This is a genomic window from Pseudomonas sp. BIGb0558 (assembly GCF_024807515.1).
GTDB lineage: Bacteria > Pseudomonadota > Gammaproteobacteria > Pseudomonadales > Pseudomonadaceae > Aquipseudomonas > Aquipseudomonas yamanorum_A.
In genome coordinates this window covers 106,312-120,675 of sequence record NZ_JANUEW010000014.1, presented here as the reverse complement: position 1 = coordinate 120,675, position 14,364 = coordinate 106,312, and the positions used below count along the sequence as shown (strand labels likewise).

Genomic DNA, 14,364 nt, shown 5'->3' with positions numbered 1-14,364 from the left:
ACGGCTCAGTCCAATTGCTCGATCACCCCGCCGGCCTTGAGCTGCCCCAACTGCTCTGCCGACAACCCCAGGCGCTCACCCAGCACTTCATCCGTATGCTGGCCCAGCATCGGCGCCGGCCTTACATACTCCACCGGCGTGCCCGACATCTTGATCGGGCTGCCGACCATCTCGAACTGCGGATTCTTGGGATGCGGGATCTTCACCATCAACCCACGGGCAATCACCTGCGGTTCTTCCAGGGATTGAGCGATGTTGTTGATCGCGCCCACCGGCACTTTCGACGCATGAATGCTCGCCACCCACTCGTCCGCCGTACGCCCCAGGAAGTGCGCCGACAACAACTCGACAATCTCTGCCCGATGCGCAACCCGGTCGGCATTGCGCCGAAAGCGCGGGTCCTGCGGCAAATGCGGCAAGCCGATGCTGTGGCACAGCGCAACAAACTGGCTGTCGTTGCCGCAGGCAATGATGAAGTCGCGGTCGGCGGCACGGAACACCTGGTACGGCACGATGTTGGCGTGGGCGTTTCCGTAACGCTGGGGCACCTTGCCCGACGCCAGGTAGTTCATGCTCTGGTTGGCCAGGGTTGCCACTTGCACGTCCAGCAACGCCATGTCGATGTGTTGGCCGACGCCGGTGCGTTCGCGGCTGAGCAAGGCGGCCTGGATGGCGACGGTGGAATACAGGCCGGTCATCAGGTCGGAGAATGCCACGCCGACTTTTTGCGGGCCGCCGCCGGGCAGGTCGTCGCGCTCGCCGGTGATGCTCATCAGGCCGCCGATGCCCTGGATGATGAAGTCGTAGCCAGGCTCTTCGGCACGCGGGCCGGTCTGGCCGAAGCCGGTGATGGAGCAATACACCAGCCGTGGATTGATCTCGGCCAGGGTCGCGTAATCCAGGCCGTAGCGCGCCAGGGAACCGGCCTTGTAGTTTTCGATCAGTACGTCGGAACTGGCCGCCAGCGCTCGCACCAGTTCCTGGCCTTCGCTGGTGGCGAGGTCGATGGCCACGGATAATTTTCCGCGGTTGGTGGACTGGTAATAAGACGCCTGCCCGGACGATTCGCCGGTATCAGTCTTCATCCACGGCGGGCCCCAGCCACGGGTGTCGTCACCGCTTTGCGGCCGTTCGATCTTGATCACTTCCGCGCCCAGGTCAGCCAACACCTGGCCACACCAGGGCCCGGCCAATACCCGGCTTAAATCCAGCACCCGCAAACCTGTCAATGCACCCATTATTCTTGTCCTGTGATGAATCGAAATCAGCCGACTGCCGGCTCTTCATGACGCAGGGAAATCCCCAGCGCCGCACGCCGCCGCAGCCAGGGGCTTGGGCGATAACGCGGGTCGTGGGTGAGTTCGCTCATGCGCTGCAAAATCGTGAGGATGCGCCGTGGCCCAAGGGCGTCGCCCCAGGCTAGCGGGCCTTGTGGATAACCCAGGCCGAGCTGTACCGCCTGGTCGATGTCGTCGACGCTGGCGATGCGTTGCTGGGCAATGTCGCAGGCCAGGTTGACCACCATCGCCAAGGTACGCTGGGCGACAAAGCCGACGCTGTCGCTGATCACCGTCACGCCTACACCATCATTGGCGAGCAGCGCGTGGGCGGCGTCGCGGCTGGCGCTGGACGTCAGCGGGTTTTGCATCAGGGTGCGATGGCGCGACAGGTCGGTCAGCAGGTCGATGCACAGGGTGCGCGCCGGGTCGGTGTGGAAGCGTTCGCTGGCCGACGTGGCGTCAAGGCCGTACGGCGCCAGCAGGCACAACGCTTCTGGCGAAGGCTGCGCCGCGCTTTCCAGGTGCGCGCCCAACTCGATCACCAGGGCGCTGAGGCGCTCGTAGTCGTCGGCATTTTCGGTGGCGATCCACACCGGCGGGAATGGCTTGATGGCGGGCACCGGTTGCGGCTGCGGGCCGTCGACCACCTGGCCATTTTCATAGCGGTAGAAGCCGTGCCCGCTCTTGCGTCCCAGGCGTCCGCCCGCCAGCATTTGCCGGGTCAGCGGCGACGGCTTGTAGCGTGGGTCTTGATAGAACTGGTTGTAGATCGACTCCATCACCGGGTGGGAAACGTCGAGCCCGGTGAGGTCCAGCAGTTCCAGCGGGCCCATGCGGAACCCGGCGCCTTCACGCAGGATGCGGTCGATATCGCCGCGCTCGGCAATGCCTTCATCGAGCATCTTCAAGGCTTCGGTGCCGTATGCACGGCCGGCGTGATTGACGATAAAACCCGGGGTGTCCTTGGCGCGCACACCGCGATGGCCGGTGCGGGCGACGAAGGCCAGCAGGTCATCACCGACCTTCGGCGCAGTGGTCAGGCCGTCGATCACTTCGACCACACGCATCAGCGGCACCGGGTTGAAAAAGTGCAGCCCGGCCACGCGCTCAGGGTGTTGGCAGCCGGTGGCAATGGCGGTGACCGACAGCGACGAGGTGTTGGTGGCAAGGATGCACTCCGCACTGACCACTCCTTCAAGTTGCTGCAGCAGGCCGCGCTTGGCGTCGAGGTTTTCGACGATGGCTTCCACCACCAGGTCGCAATCGTGCAGCGCCTCAATGGTGGCGGCCACTTGCAGGTTTTCCAGTGTAGCGTCCACCGCCGCCTGGGTGATCTTGCCCTTGGCGGCCAGCTTGGAAAGCGTGGTGCCGAGGCTGTCCCGGGCAGTCTGCGCCGCACCGTCACGGGCATCGAACAAACGCACCAACACGCCCGCCTGGGCGGCAATCTGTGCAATCCCGGCGCCCATCACGCCGGTGCCTACCAGGCCCATGATCTTGATTGAATCCGTCATCGTCATTCTCCCAGGTAGTTCGCGGTGCGTTTTTCGAAGAACGCGGCGGCGCCCTCCTTCTGGTCTGCCGAATCGAACAGCAGTTGAAAGGCCTTGCGCTCCAACACCAGCGCACTTTCCAGCGGCAGGTCGGCGCCGGCGAGCATCACTTCCTTGATCTGTTCCACCGCCAGCGGCGGCAAGGCGGCGATCTGTGCGGCCAGTTCCAGGGCGCGGGGGATGGTCTGGTCATCCGCCACCACTTCACTGAGCATGCCCATGGCCAGGGCTTCCGGCGCCTTGACCATGCAGCCGGTCAACGCGATGCGCATCGCCTGGAACTTGCCCACGGCGCGCACCAGGCGCTGGGTGCCACCGGCGCCCGGCATCAGGCCCAGCTTGACCTCGGGCTGGGCGAACCGCGCTGACTCACCGGCCACGATCAGGTCGCAATGCATGGCCAACTCACAACCGCCGCCCAGGGCAAAGCCATTCACCGCGGCGATCACCGGCTTCGGGCAGCGGCTGATGGCTTCCCACAAATATTCGGTGTGGCGACGGTACATCTCGATCGGGCTGGCACTGGCGAACTCCTTGATGTCGGCACCGGCCACGAAGAACTGATCGCCACCGGTGAGCACGATGGCGCGCACATCACGGCGCTTGGCCAGGGCACGAAAATGCTCGGCCAGCTCTTCGCGGACCTGGGCGTTCAAGGCGTTTTTCACTTCGGGACGGTGGATGCGTACCACGGCGACGCCATTGTCCTGGACATCGAGGTGCACTACGGGTTGGTCGAGGCTGGCCACAAGTTCTCCTGCTGCAATGTTCTTGTTAGTTCGGATATCGGCTGTTTCGCTATGCGAAACAACATTCCGTATTTAGCGATAATCATAAGGACCGACCTATCGTGATGTAAACGTAAAAACCTGACCGCCCGGTAAATCGGGCTATAACTCTTTGTTTAGACGGGTTTTATTAAACAAAAAGACAATCACCCGCGAAGTTGCTTAGTTTCGCTGTGCGGAATACAATTTTGTTTTGTTGATTTTCTAAAAAAAGGGGGACTAACATGCGCCGTCGAAACCTGGACCCGAACACACCCGAAACACCGGCCGGCAATAACGGGTTCGAGCACTTGCTGATCGACCCGATGAATGCCGACGAGGAGGAAGACAAGGACCGCCAGTTCGTCACCGCCCTGGCCCGAGGCCTGGAATTGCTGCGCTGCTTCACCCCCAGCGAAAGCGTGCTGGGTAACCAGGAGCTGGCGCGCAAGACCGGGCTGCCAAAGCCGACGATCACGCGGATGACCCACACGCTGACCCGCTTGGGCTATCTCAAGCACCTGCCGCAGTCGGGCAGGTATCAGCTGGATGTAGGGGTGATGGCGTTCGGTTACGCGATGCTGTCGAACCTGTCGGTGCGGGCCGTGGCCCATCCGCTGATGGAGACGATGGCCAAGTACGCCCAGGCCGCAGTGGCGATGGCCACGCGGGACCGCCTGGACATGGTGTACCTGGACGTGGTCCAGGGTGAAGCCAACATGACCATGCGCCGCCAGGTCGGTACACGGTTGCCGTTGCACTTGAGTTCCGCAGGCCGCGCCTGCCTGGCAGCGATGCCGGAAAACGAGCGGGAATTTATTCTCGACCATATCCGCCAGCGTCATCTGGAGGACTGGCCGGGCATCAGGAAGGGCCTGGAACGGGCCTTCCGGGATTACACCGACTTCGGCTATTGCATGTCGATCGGTGAGTGGCACCGCGATGTAAACGCCATCGCCGTACCGCTGCTGCATGCACAACATGGGCTGCTGACGTTCAACTGTGGCGGACCGAGTTTTCACCTTTCCCGGGAGAAACTCGAGGACGACATCGGGCCCCGTCTCAAGCACATGGTGAACAACATCGAGGCCGCCGCCCGCTAGACAGATCGGTGCAGGGCCTCGGCAGATTGACTTTCAACAGGCCTGCCGAACGGGCCGCTGAGGAATGCACATGATCAGAGACCCGGAAACGCTTCACCTGTTGCTGGAAACCCTGCAGCAGTTCGTCAACGAAGCGCTGATCCCACGGGAAAACGAACTGGCCGAGACCGATGACGTCCCGGCGGATATCGTCAGCCAGTTCCGCGAGTTGGGCCTGTTCGGCCTGACCCTGCCCGAAGCCTATGGCGGCCTCGGGCTGACCATGGAAGAAGAGGTCAACGTGGCCTTTGAACTGGGGCGCACCTCGCCGGCATTCCGCTCCTACTTCGGCACCAACAATGGCATCGGCTCCATCGGCATCCTGCTGGACGGCACCGAGGCGCAGAAGCAGCACTACCTGCCGAAGCTGGCCAGCGGCGAGCTGCTCAGCTCGTTCTGCCTGACCGAGCCAGACTCCGGCTCCGACGCCGCCTCACTGAAAACCACCGCCGTACGCGACGGTGATCACTACGTCATCAACGGCACCAAGCGCTTTATTACCAACGCGCCCCACGCCGGGATCTACACGGTGATGGCTCGCACCAACCCGGACATCAAGGGCTCAGGCGGCATCAGTGCGTTCATCGTTGAGCGCAACACACCGGGCCTGTCCCTGGGCAAACGCGACCACAAGATGGGCCAGAAAGGCGCCCACACCTGCGACGTGATTTTCGACAACGTGCGTGTGCCGGCCGACCAGTTGATCGGCGGCGTCGAAGGCGTGGGCTTCAAGACGGCGATGAAGGTGCTCGACAAGGGCCGCCTGCACATTGCCGCCGTCAGCGTCGGCGCCGCCGAGCGCATGCTCAATGATGCCCTGCTGTACGCCCTGGAGCGCAAGCAGTTCGGCCAGCCGATTGCCGAGTTCCAGCTGATCCAGGCGATGCTCGCCGACAGCAAGGCCGAGATCTACGCCGCCCGCTGCATGGTGGTGGACGCCGCGCGCAAGCGTGATGAAGGCCTGAACATCGGTACCGAAGCGTCCTGCTCGAAGATGTTCGCCACCGAGATGTGTGGCCGGGTGGCCGACCGTTGCGTGCAGATCCATGGCGGTGCCGGGTATGTGAGCGAGTACGCCATCGAGCGGTTTTATCGCGATGTGCGCTTGTTCCGGCTGTATGAAGGCACCACGCAGATCCAGCAACTGGTGATCGCCCGCAACATGATTCGCGAGGCCAAACACTAAACCCCACAAACAACACAAAACCACTGTAGGAGCTGGCTTGCCTGCGATGCAGACAACTCGGTCTGGCAGTAACACCGCGGTGATGCCATCGCAGGCAAGCCAGCTCCCACACAAGCCAGCTCCCACATTTTGACCGTGTTCCAACCGCATTACCGCAACACCCATAACTTGTGCCCTAACAACTACAACAAGGTATCGCTATGGAAGTCGCCGCTTCGGCGGGTGCGTTGTCGCCCGCGAAAAACAACCTGTGGATCATTGTGTTCATCTTCTGCTTCCTCGGCCTGCTGATCGATGGCGCAGACCTGATGCTGTTGTCCTACAGCCTCAGCAGCCTCAAGGCCGAGTTCGGCCTGACCAGCGTCGAAGCCGGCAGCCTGGGCAGTTTCACCCTGGCCGGGATGGCCATCGGCGGGATTTACGGCGGCTGGGCCTGTGACCGTTTTGGTCGGGTGAAAACCGTGGTCTGGAGCATCGTGCTGTTCTCCGCCGGCACCGCAGTGCTGGGCCTGACCCACAGCTATTGGCAGTTCGCGAGCACCCGCTTCTTCGCCTCCCTCGGGCTGGGCGCGCTGTATGTCGCGTGCAACACGCTGATGGCCGAATACGTGCCGACCCGCTACCGCACCACCGTGCTCGGCACCCTGCAGGCCGGTTGGTCGGTGGGCTATATCGTCGCCACCCTGCTCGCCGGCTGGATCCTGCCCAACCACGGCTGGCGCTGGTTGTTCTACGTAGCGATCATCCCGGTGATCCTCGCCGTGCTGATGCAGCGCCTGGTGCCGGAGCCGCAAGCCTGGATCAAGGCCCAGGCCGAGCGCGCCCGGGAAAAGGCCGAAGGCATCAAGCGCGTGTCGGCGAAGAAACCCGACGGCATGTTCAAGCTGATCTTCAGCGACCCGAAAGCCAGCCGCATGTTCATCCTCTGGGCACTCACCGCAGGCTTCCTGCAGTTCGGCTACTACGGGGTCAATAACTGGATGCCGTCGTACCTGGAGGGCGAATTGGGGATGAACTTCAAGTCGATGACCAGCTACATGGTCGGCACCTACGCGGCAATGATTTTCGGCAAGGTGCTCGCTGGGCTCGCGGCAGACCGCCTGGGCCGGCGCCTGGTGTTCGCGGTTGGCGCGCTGGGTACGGCGATTTTCCTGCCGGTGATCGTGCTGTTCCAGAGCCCGGACAACATCCTGTGGATGCTGATCGTGTTCGGCTTCCTGTACGGCATTCCCTACGGTGTGAACGCGACCTACATGACCGAAAGTTTCGAAGCGAAGTTTCGCGGTTCGGCGGTGGGTGGGGCCTACAACATTGGCCGGATTGGTGCCGCAGTGGCACCGGCTGCGATTGGCTTCCTCGCGTCCCACGGCTCGATCGGCGTAGGATTTCTGGTGATGGGCGGCGCGTATTTTATCTGCGGAGTGATCCCGGCGCTGTTTATCCGCGACAAGCAGTTTGACCCGCAAAAACAATAAGCCCCACGCCGGGGCCCGCTCCAACGCGGCCCCGGCTATAAGACGTGCGGCAGTTATACCCTCAAGCAAACCGGGCTAGACTGTACATCAGTCCTACGGAACTGAAGGAACAGTAAGACGCTCTCACCCAGCCTGTAAGACAGTTTTGTGCTTAGAGGCTCATACGCTTATGAAAACACCGACCCAGACCAACGCAATTGACTTCGACAGCGCCAAATTGCAACGCCTGGGCTTTGGTCAGCCTTCCCTTCTTACCCGCCGCCCTGCCACGGTTGCGCAACTTCGCCAGCAATTGGGCATGCAGTTGCAAACCAGCCTGGAGCCGGAACACATCCTTGCGTTGTTCTTCCGCGAGATCCAACGCCTGGTGCCCCTGGACGCCCTGCAATACCGTCACGACACCAGCGACCTGCGCCTGGAATACGGCCACCGCGGCCATCATTCGGTGAGCTATACCCTGAGCCATGAAGGCGAACACCTCGGCACCCTGGTGTTTCGGCGCAACCAACGGTTTATCGAAGACGAGCTGGGCCAGCTGGAGTCCCTGCTCTCCACCCTGCTCTACCCGATGCGCAACGCCCTGCTTTACCGTGCAGCGACCCGCAGTGCCCTGCGCGACCCGTTGACCGAAACCGGCAACCGCATCGCCATGGACCAGACCCTGCAACGGGAAATCGACATGGCTCGCCGGCACCTGCAGCCGCTGTCCCTGTTGATGCTGGACATCGACCACTTCAAGCACATCAACGACACTCACGGCCACGCCACGGGCGACAAGGTGCTCAAGGCGGTGGCCGCCTCGATCAAGAACCAGCTGCGAAATGTGGACATGGTGTTTCGGTTTGGCGGGGAAGAGTTTCTGATCCTGCTGTCCAACACCGGCCGGGATGCGGCGTCGATGGTCGGTGAGCGCCTGCGCCAGGCGGCACAGGCCCAGGATTATTGGGCGGATGAGGAACGTATCGAATTGACGGTGAGCCTGGGTTGCTCGACCTTGCTGGCGGGAGAGTCCGCCGAGAGCCTGTTGCGCCGGGCGGACAATGCCTTGTATGTGGCCAAGCGCGAAGGCCGCAATCGCCTGGCAATGGCGGGGTAACCGCTTCACTTCACAGCGGCCCCGCCATCACGCTGTTTACGCCTCGCTGGCAACCAGTTCCGGTTGTTTGCGGGTGGTGGTCGCCGACTTTTCCAACTGCATGCAGCGTTCCAGGAACAGGTACATGTAGTCGTAGCTCTTGCACACCGCCTGACGCAGCTCTACCTGCAGCTCCTTGGTCGGGTTCATGCCAGCCAGGGTGCAGATGATTTCCAGCGCTTCCCACGGATGGGCATCATCGTACTGGGCATGCATCTTCAGCCACTTCATGGCGCGCTTGCGGTCTTCCTCAGGGAATGCCGCGGCATACACGCCAGTGGAACACACCACGGCAGACCACTCCCCAGTGGCCCCCTCGATGGCGTAGTTGGTGGCGGCAATCGCGACGATCAGCGAATCGGCCGAGCTGGTGTGCCAGCACCAATGGCTCAGTGCATGCAGCTCCGGCGGCACTTCCTGGGCCTGCAACTCTTCCAGGCTCACGCCATGGGCCCGGGCCCAATGTACCCAATAGTCGGCGTGGTTGAGTTCCACGCGAATATTGCGCATCAGCCAGCGGCGCGCCATGTCCTCCCCAGGATGGCGGGCAAATTTGGTCTTGGTGAGGTTCTGTGCCATGTACAACGCAAACTGTTCCACCACGGGCCAACCACCAATCAGGTAGTGGCGCATGGTCTTGGCGCTGAGCTTGTTATCGCGCATGCGCTGGTACAATTCGTGTTCGACAACGCGGCGCTTGCTCTCGCTACAGGCCTGGATCAACTGCTGTGCCCAGGCGGGGTAACTCGAGGCTTCCATAAGCGGGCCGGTTCTGTTGAATGTGTCGATCACTGTCGGGCTCCTTTTGATGTGTGATATGTACAGACCAGCAAATGTTTCATCGGAACGTGCCAGGCGCCTTGAATAACAGAGGCTGCGGTCGCACAGGTCGACACTGCAAACTATCAAAGGTAAACAACTGCGGACGCTCGATCAGGTATCCCTGAGCGTAGTCGACCCCGATCTCAAGCAAGGCTTGTTCGATCTGGGGTGTCTCGACAAATTCGGCAATTGTGCGCTTACCCATGACATGACCGATGTGATTGATCACTTCGACCATAGCGCGGTTAATCGGGTCGTCCAGCATATCCTTTACGAAACTTCCATCGATCTTCAAGAAGTCTACAGGTAAATGTTTAAGATATGCGAACGAGGACATCCCGGCGCAGAAGTCATCCAGGGAGAAATAGCACCCTAACTCTTTGAGCTCGTTGATAAAACGAATTGCACTGCCCAAATTCGCGATAGCGCTGGTTTCTGTAATTTCAAAACAAATCATTTCTGGCGGGATGCCATAGGCGCTGAATTGCTCACGCAAAAACCCGAGAAAGTCTTCATCGCCGATGGTAATGCCTGACAGATTGATCGCACACATGGCCATGGGCCGGCCCGGGCGCTCACGCATGCAGCCCGCGATGATCTTGAACACGTTCTCCACCACCCAGCGGTCCAGGGAGGTCATCAACCCGTAACGTTCGGCCGCCGGAATAAAGCTGTTCGGCAGGATGATCCGCCCCGCCTCGTCATGCAGGCGCAGCAGGATTTCGATGTGCCCATCGCCATGTTCGGTGTGCCCCAGGGGCGCGATTTCCTGGGCATACAGGCAAAAACGGTTCTCTTCCAGGGCCATGTGCAGGCGCTGCACCCAGGCCATCTCGCCAAAGCGCAGGGACAATTCCGAGTCATCGGCGTGATACACCTGCACGCGGTTGCGGCCCTTTTCCTTGGCCATGTAGCACGCCATGTCGGCGGCCCGCAACGAGGTCTCGAGGGTGGTCGGCGCCTGGGTGATGTGCACCAGGCCGATACTCACGGTGGTGACAAACGGCCGCCCCTTCCACACAAAGTGCAGGCTCTGCACGGTATGGCGCAGGCTTTCGGCGATCTTTTCCGCCACCGGCGCCGGGCAGTTCTCCAGCAGAATGCCGAACTCGTCGCCGCCCAGCCGGGCCAGGGTGTCGCCTTCCCGCAGGTCGGACTGCAACAGCGCGCAGATATGCCGCAACAGCTCATCCCCCGCAGCATGCCCGCAGGTGTCGTTGACCAGTTTGAACTGGTCCAGGTCGAGGAACATCAAGGCGTGGCGCCCGGTTTGCTGGCGCCCGACGTTATGCAGCACCTGTTCCAGGCGGAACTCAAACTCGCGCCGGTTGGCAAGGCCAGTCAAGGCGTCATGGGTCGCCTGCCAGGACAGGTTGGCAATGTACTGGCGCTCCTGGGTCATGTCGTGCAGCACCAGCACCGCGCCGACGACTTTGCCGGCACTGCGGATTGGCGCGCCCACCAGGGTGACCGATACGGTGGTGCCATCCAGGCGCTGGATCAGCTTTGAATGCTCGCTGCCCCCGCCGAGCTGGCCGCCCAGGATGCGTTCGATCAGGGTAAAGCCGTCGGCCTGGGCGTTTTCGTCCAGCAGGTTGAACAGCGCCGCCAGCGGCAGCCCCTGGGCCTGGGCGGCTTTCCAATGAGTCAGGGCTTCGGCGGCCGGGTTCATATAAGCAATGGCGCCGTCGACGTCGGTGGTGATCACCCCGTCGCCAATCGACTCCAGGGTGATCTGCGCCCGCTCCTTCTCCAGTTGCAGGGCATCGGCGAACGCATGCCGCTGGGCCAGCAGCTTGTGGGTGCGCAACAGCGCCAGCACGATCAAGCCCAGCGCCGTGGTCAGGTTGGTCACCAGCAGCAGGCGCAGAATCACCCGCGAGCCTTCGCCCAAGGCATCGCTGAAGGCTTTTGCGGCCGGGGTCACGCCATCGTTGATGGCGAAGATCCGTTCCTTCCAGCGGTGCACGTCGCCGCTGCTGACCTGATTGACCAGGATCGCCCGGTGCATCTCCTGGGCCAGGTCGTCCAGCTGCACCAGATAGCCATCGCCCACCGTCCACAGCTCGATGGCTTTTTCCAGGTAACTGAAATGGCGAAAGTTGAGGTACAGCCAGATCAGGCTGGAAACGTCGTCACGGTGGTTGCCGCCCTTGAGGATGCCCAGGCGTGCGGCGGTCAGGTCCGGGGTCGGGCGGTCGAGGGCCACCCGCAGCTCATGCCCGCCCTGGGGCACGGCAATCGCGTTCTGGTATTTAAGGAAGGTGGCTTCGTCGCGGTTGTCGGCGTACAGCGTCAGGTAGAAGATCGCGTCTTTCTGGCCCTTGGACCACAGGCTCTCGCCCGCCACGTAGCCGCGCACCGCCGAGAGCACGTAGAGACTGACGCAGCCTAACAATGCCTGGAACAGTACAACGGCGATAAAAGGCCACACGATGCCCAATAACCGAGGGGTTCCGAGAGTCTGCTTTTGCTTCATGAGGTCCCTTGCACATGCACAACTAAAATACGCACGCGAGTGAAAACCGCTCCTGATAGCTCAGCGTAGGCTAAATCACCGCACTTGTTGCAAGTGTCCGTAAAGTTTGGCGTACAGGCCACCGTCGGCAATCAACTGCTGATGGTCGCCATCTTCGGCAATATGCCCGCCATCAAACACCAGTACCCGATCCGCCTGTTTCACCGCCGACAGCCTGTGGGCGATGATCAAGGTGGTCCGGCCACTGAGAAACCGCGCCAGCGCCTGATGCAGGTTGTATTCGGTCGCCGCATCCAGGGCCGAGGTGGCTTCGTCGAGTATGACCACTTTCGGCTCCGCCAGTACCATCCGCGCAATGGCCAGGCGCTGGCGCTGCCCACCGGAAAAACGCACGCCGGAGCGCCCGACCACGCTGTCCAGGCCCAGCGGCAGTGCCTTGACGGTCGCATCCAGCTGGGCAATTTCCAGCGCCTGCCAGCACGCATGGTCACTGCGTTCGCGGCCCATGGTCAGGTTGGCGCGCACCGTATCGTTGAACAGCGCCGGGTGTTGCAGCACCACGGAGACATTCTCGCGAATAGTCTCCAGGCCGATTTCCTGCTGGGTCAAACCACCGAAACGGATACTGCCGGCCTGGGGCGTATACAACCCCAGCAACAGCTGCACCAGGGTACTTTTGCCGCCGCCGCTGGCGCCGACAATCGCGACTTTTTCACCCGGGGCAATGTTCAGGTTCAGTTGGTCGAGCACCAACTCTTCGCCATAACCGAAGTTCAGGCCGCGCACCTCGATGCCGACGGTCTCACGCCCGGTAAACGGATCGGCACCGCCGGCGTATTGCGGTTCGTCGGCGCGGGCCAGCAGTTCGTTGATCCGCGTCAGCGCCCCGCCCGCCGCGTAGTAGGCGTATTGCAGGTTCAGCAGTTGCTCCACCGGGCTGATCATGAACCACAGGTAACTGAACACCGCGAGCATCTGGCCGATGGACAGGTCGGAAAACAGCACCGTGAGCATCGCCGCCGCACGGAAGATGTCGATGCCGAACTGGAACAGCAAGCCACTGGCGCGGCTGGAGGCGTCGCTTTTCCACTGGGAATTGATCGCAAAGTCCCGCACTTCCTGGGCGCGCTGGCCCAGGCGCCCGAGGAAAAAGCCCTGGCGGTTGCCGGCGCGCACTTCCTGGATCGCATCGAGGGTTTCGGTGAGGGCCTGGGTAAACCGCGAGGTGCTGTCGTTTTCCAGTTTCTTCAGGTGCTTGACCCGCTTGCCCAACTGCACCGTGAAGTAAATCACCAGCGGGTTGAACAACAGGATCAACAGCGCCAGCTTCCAGTGCATCCACATCAGGATGCCGGAGGTGCCCACCAGGGTCAGCATCGCCACCAGGAACCGGCTGAGGGTCTCGCCGACGAATTTGTCTACCGTGTCCAGGTCGGTGACCAGGTGCGTGGTCACCGTGCCGCTGCCCAGGCTTTCATATTCACTGAGGGAAATACGCTTGAGGCGCTCGATCAGCCGCACCCGAATCCGATACACGATGTCCTTGGCCAGCCGCGCAAACAACCGCGCCTGCAGCACGTTGAACACCAGGGCACCGCAACGCAGGAGCAAGGTCACCAGCAGCATCAGGCCGATATAACCGGCAGCCTTCTGCCAGCCCAGGGGCAGCGCGTGGTTCATCACTTTCAGCGCCGCGTCGCCATGGCCCAGCAGCACTTCGTCCACCAGCAACGGCAACAGCAACGGAATCGGCACGCTGCACAGGGTCGCCAGCACGGCAACGCCGTTGGCGATCCACAGGGATTTCTTGTGACGCAGGGCCAGGCGGCGGACTTCCGCCCAGGTCAGCCGGTCGACGCGCTTGGGTTGTTCAACGGGATCGGGCTGATCATGCACAGGCGGCTCGCTCCAGCCAGCGACTCAGCAGCGGCGCCAACTCGGACAGCGGCTGATAGCCGTTGGTGAGCAACGCCAGTTGCCCGTTGCGCTCGGCCAGCAAGGTCGGAAAGCCGGCGATGCCCAGATCCTGGACCCAGGTGAAATCCGCCGCGGTGGCCGCGTGCTGGTCGGCCCGGTCGAAGGCTTCGGCGAACTCGATACGCGGCACGCCGGCCGTCTCGGCCAGCTCCACCAGCACATCGGCGCGGGTCACGTCGCGACCCTCGACGTAAAACGCGTGCTGGATCAGGCCCAGCAGTTTCCACGCGCAATCCGGTGCCAGGCTGCGGGCGGTGACCACGGCACGGCAAGCCGGCTCGGTGTCGTAGACAAACCCTTCAGGCAACGCACCTTCGACCTTGAAGGGCTGGCCGGTGGCGTCGGTGACGGCCTGCCAATGCTCGAGAATGTAGCGCCGGGTGGTCGGCTCCAGCGCCGCACCACTGCCGGTGCGCAAGCCGCCCACCACCAGGTGCAGTTCCACGCCTGCAGCCTGGGCCTGCTCAACCAGCGCCTTGGCCACCGGGGCAAAACCCCAGCACCAGGAGCACATCGGATCCATTACATAGAGCAGGCGCGCGGACATG

General features: G+C 62.2%; 11 protein-coding genes. 4 read left to right on the top strand and 7 right to left on the bottom strand.

The features are described from left to right. Window positions 1–5: 5 nt before the first annotated feature. The 3 genes from M2400_RS18485 to M2400_RS18475 are packed head-to-tail and all read right to left on the bottom strand — an operon-like array spanning window position 6 to window position 3,582. Window positions 6–1,238, bottom strand: coding sequence for a CaiB/BaiF CoA-transferase family protein (locus tag M2400_RS18485; protein ID WP_177046211.1), 1,233 nt, complete (start codon window positions 1,236–1,238; stop codon window positions 6–8). A gap of 26 nt (window positions 1,239–1,264) precedes the next feature. Further along, window positions 1,265–2,794, bottom strand: coding sequence for a 3-hydroxyacyl-CoA dehydrogenase (locus M2400_RS18480; RefSeq protein ID WP_259197480.1), 1,530 nt, complete (start codon window positions 2,792–2,794; stop codon window positions 1,265–1,267). Window positions 2,795–2,796: 2 nt separating this feature from the next. Continuing rightward, window positions 2,797–3,582 carry an enoyl-CoA hydratase gene (locus M2400_RS18475; RefSeq protein ID WP_010175990.1) on the bottom strand — a complete coding sequence of 262 codons (786 nt, stop codon included), beginning with the start codon at window positions 3,580–3,582 and terminating at the stop codon, window positions 2,797–2,799. A 263-nt stretch (window positions 3,583–3,845) separates the two neighbouring features. Here M2400_RS18475 and M2400_RS18470 point away from each other — a divergent pair, with 263 nt between their 5' ends. The 4 genes from M2400_RS18470 to M2400_RS18455 all read left to right on the top strand — a co-directional run bounded on the left by M2400_RS18470 (window position 3,846) and on the right by M2400_RS18455 (window position 8,499). After that, window positions 3,846–4,703: an IclR family transcriptional regulator gene (locus M2400_RS18470; RefSeq protein WP_177046215.1), complete on the top strand. Its 858-nt coding sequence runs from the start codon at window positions 3,846–3,848 to the stop codon at window positions 4,701–4,703. 70 nt (window positions 4,704–4,773) lie between these two features. After that, complete coding sequence (locus M2400_RS18465; protein WP_177046217.1) at window positions 4,774–5,928, top strand: acyl-CoA dehydrogenase family protein; 1,155 nt, start codon at window positions 4,774–4,776, stop codon at window positions 5,926–5,928. Window positions 5,929–6,128: 200 nt separating this feature from the next. Then, a complete protein-coding gene (locus M2400_RS18460) occupies window positions 6,129–7,403 on the top strand; it encodes an MFS transporter (RefSeq protein WP_177046219.1) in 1,275 nt (424 codons plus the stop codon). A gap of 169 nt (window positions 7,404–7,572) precedes the next feature. Beyond that, complete coding sequence (locus tag M2400_RS18455) at window positions 7,573–8,499, top strand: GGDEF domain-containing protein (RefSeq protein ID WP_177046221.1); 927 nt, start codon at window positions 7,573–7,575, stop codon at window positions 8,497–8,499. A 36-nt stretch (window positions 8,500–8,535) separates the two neighbouring features. On the opposite strand, the gene M2400_RS18450 is transcribed toward M2400_RS18455, so the two are convergent. The 4 genes from M2400_RS18450 to M2400_RS18435 all read right to left on the bottom strand — a co-directional run bounded on the left by M2400_RS18450 (window position 8,536) and on the right by M2400_RS18435 (window position 14,363). Continuing rightward, entirely contained in the window at window positions 8,536–9,297 is a 762-nt protein-coding gene (locus M2400_RS18450) for a TenA family transcriptional regulator (RefSeq protein WP_218171005.1), read from the bottom strand. Between the two features lie 79 nt (window positions 9,298–9,376). Continuing rightward, window positions 9,377–11,839, bottom strand: coding sequence for an EAL domain-containing protein (locus M2400_RS18445; protein WP_177046225.1), 2,463 nt, complete (start codon window positions 11,837–11,839; stop codon window positions 9,377–9,379). Between the two features lie 75 nt (window positions 11,840–11,914). Continuing rightward, the gene (locus tag M2400_RS18440; protein ID WP_259197479.1) at window positions 11,915–13,735 is read right to left on the bottom strand and encodes an ABC transporter ATP-binding protein; all 1,821 of its coding nucleotides are present in this window, start codon (window positions 13,733–13,735) and stop codon (window positions 11,915–11,917) included. Further along, complete coding sequence (locus M2400_RS18435) at window positions 13,728–14,363, bottom strand: DsbA family protein (protein ID WP_177046235.1); 636 nt, start codon at window positions 14,361–14,363, stop codon at window positions 13,728–13,730. Before M2400_RS18435 ends, M2400_RS18440 begins: the two co-directional genes overlap by 8 nt. Window position 14,364 lies beyond the last annotated feature (1 nt).

Excerpts from the sequence above, each read along its gene's own strand:
- M2400_RS18470 (WP_177046215.1), top strand. The coding sequence starts at position 3,846 with ATGCGCCGTCGAAACCTGGACCCGAACACACCCGAAACACCGGCCGGC.
- M2400_RS18435 (WP_177046235.1), bottom strand. The coding sequence starts at position 14,363 with ATGTCCGCGCGCCTGCTCTATGTAATGGATCCGATGTGCTCCTGGTGC.
- M2400_RS18460 (WP_177046219.1), top strand. The coding sequence starts at position 6,129 with ATGGAAGTCGCCGCTTCGGCGGGTGCGTTGTCGCCCGCGAAAAACAAC.
- M2400_RS18455 (WP_177046221.1), top strand. The coding sequence starts at position 7,573 with ATGAAAACACCGACCCAGACCAACGCAATTGACTTCGACAGCGCCAAA.
- M2400_RS18450 (WP_218171005.1), bottom strand. The coding sequence starts at position 9,297 with ATGGAAGCCTCGAGTTACCCCGCCTGGGCACAGCAGTTGATCCAGGCC.
- M2400_RS18445 (WP_177046225.1), bottom strand. The coding sequence starts at position 11,839 with ATGAAGCAAAAGCAGACTCTCGGAACCCCTCGGTTATTGGGCATCGTG.
- M2400_RS18465 (WP_177046217.1), top strand. The coding sequence starts at position 4,774 with ATGATCAGAGACCCGGAAACGCTTCACCTGTTGCTGGAAACCCTGCAG.
- M2400_RS18485 (WP_177046211.1), bottom strand. The coding sequence starts at position 1,238 with ATGGGTGCATTGACAGGTTTGCGGGTGCTGGATTTAAGCCGGGTATTG.
- M2400_RS18480 (WP_259197480.1), bottom strand. The coding sequence starts at position 2,794 with ATGACGGATTCAATCAAGATCATGGGCCTGGTAGGCACCGGCGTGATG.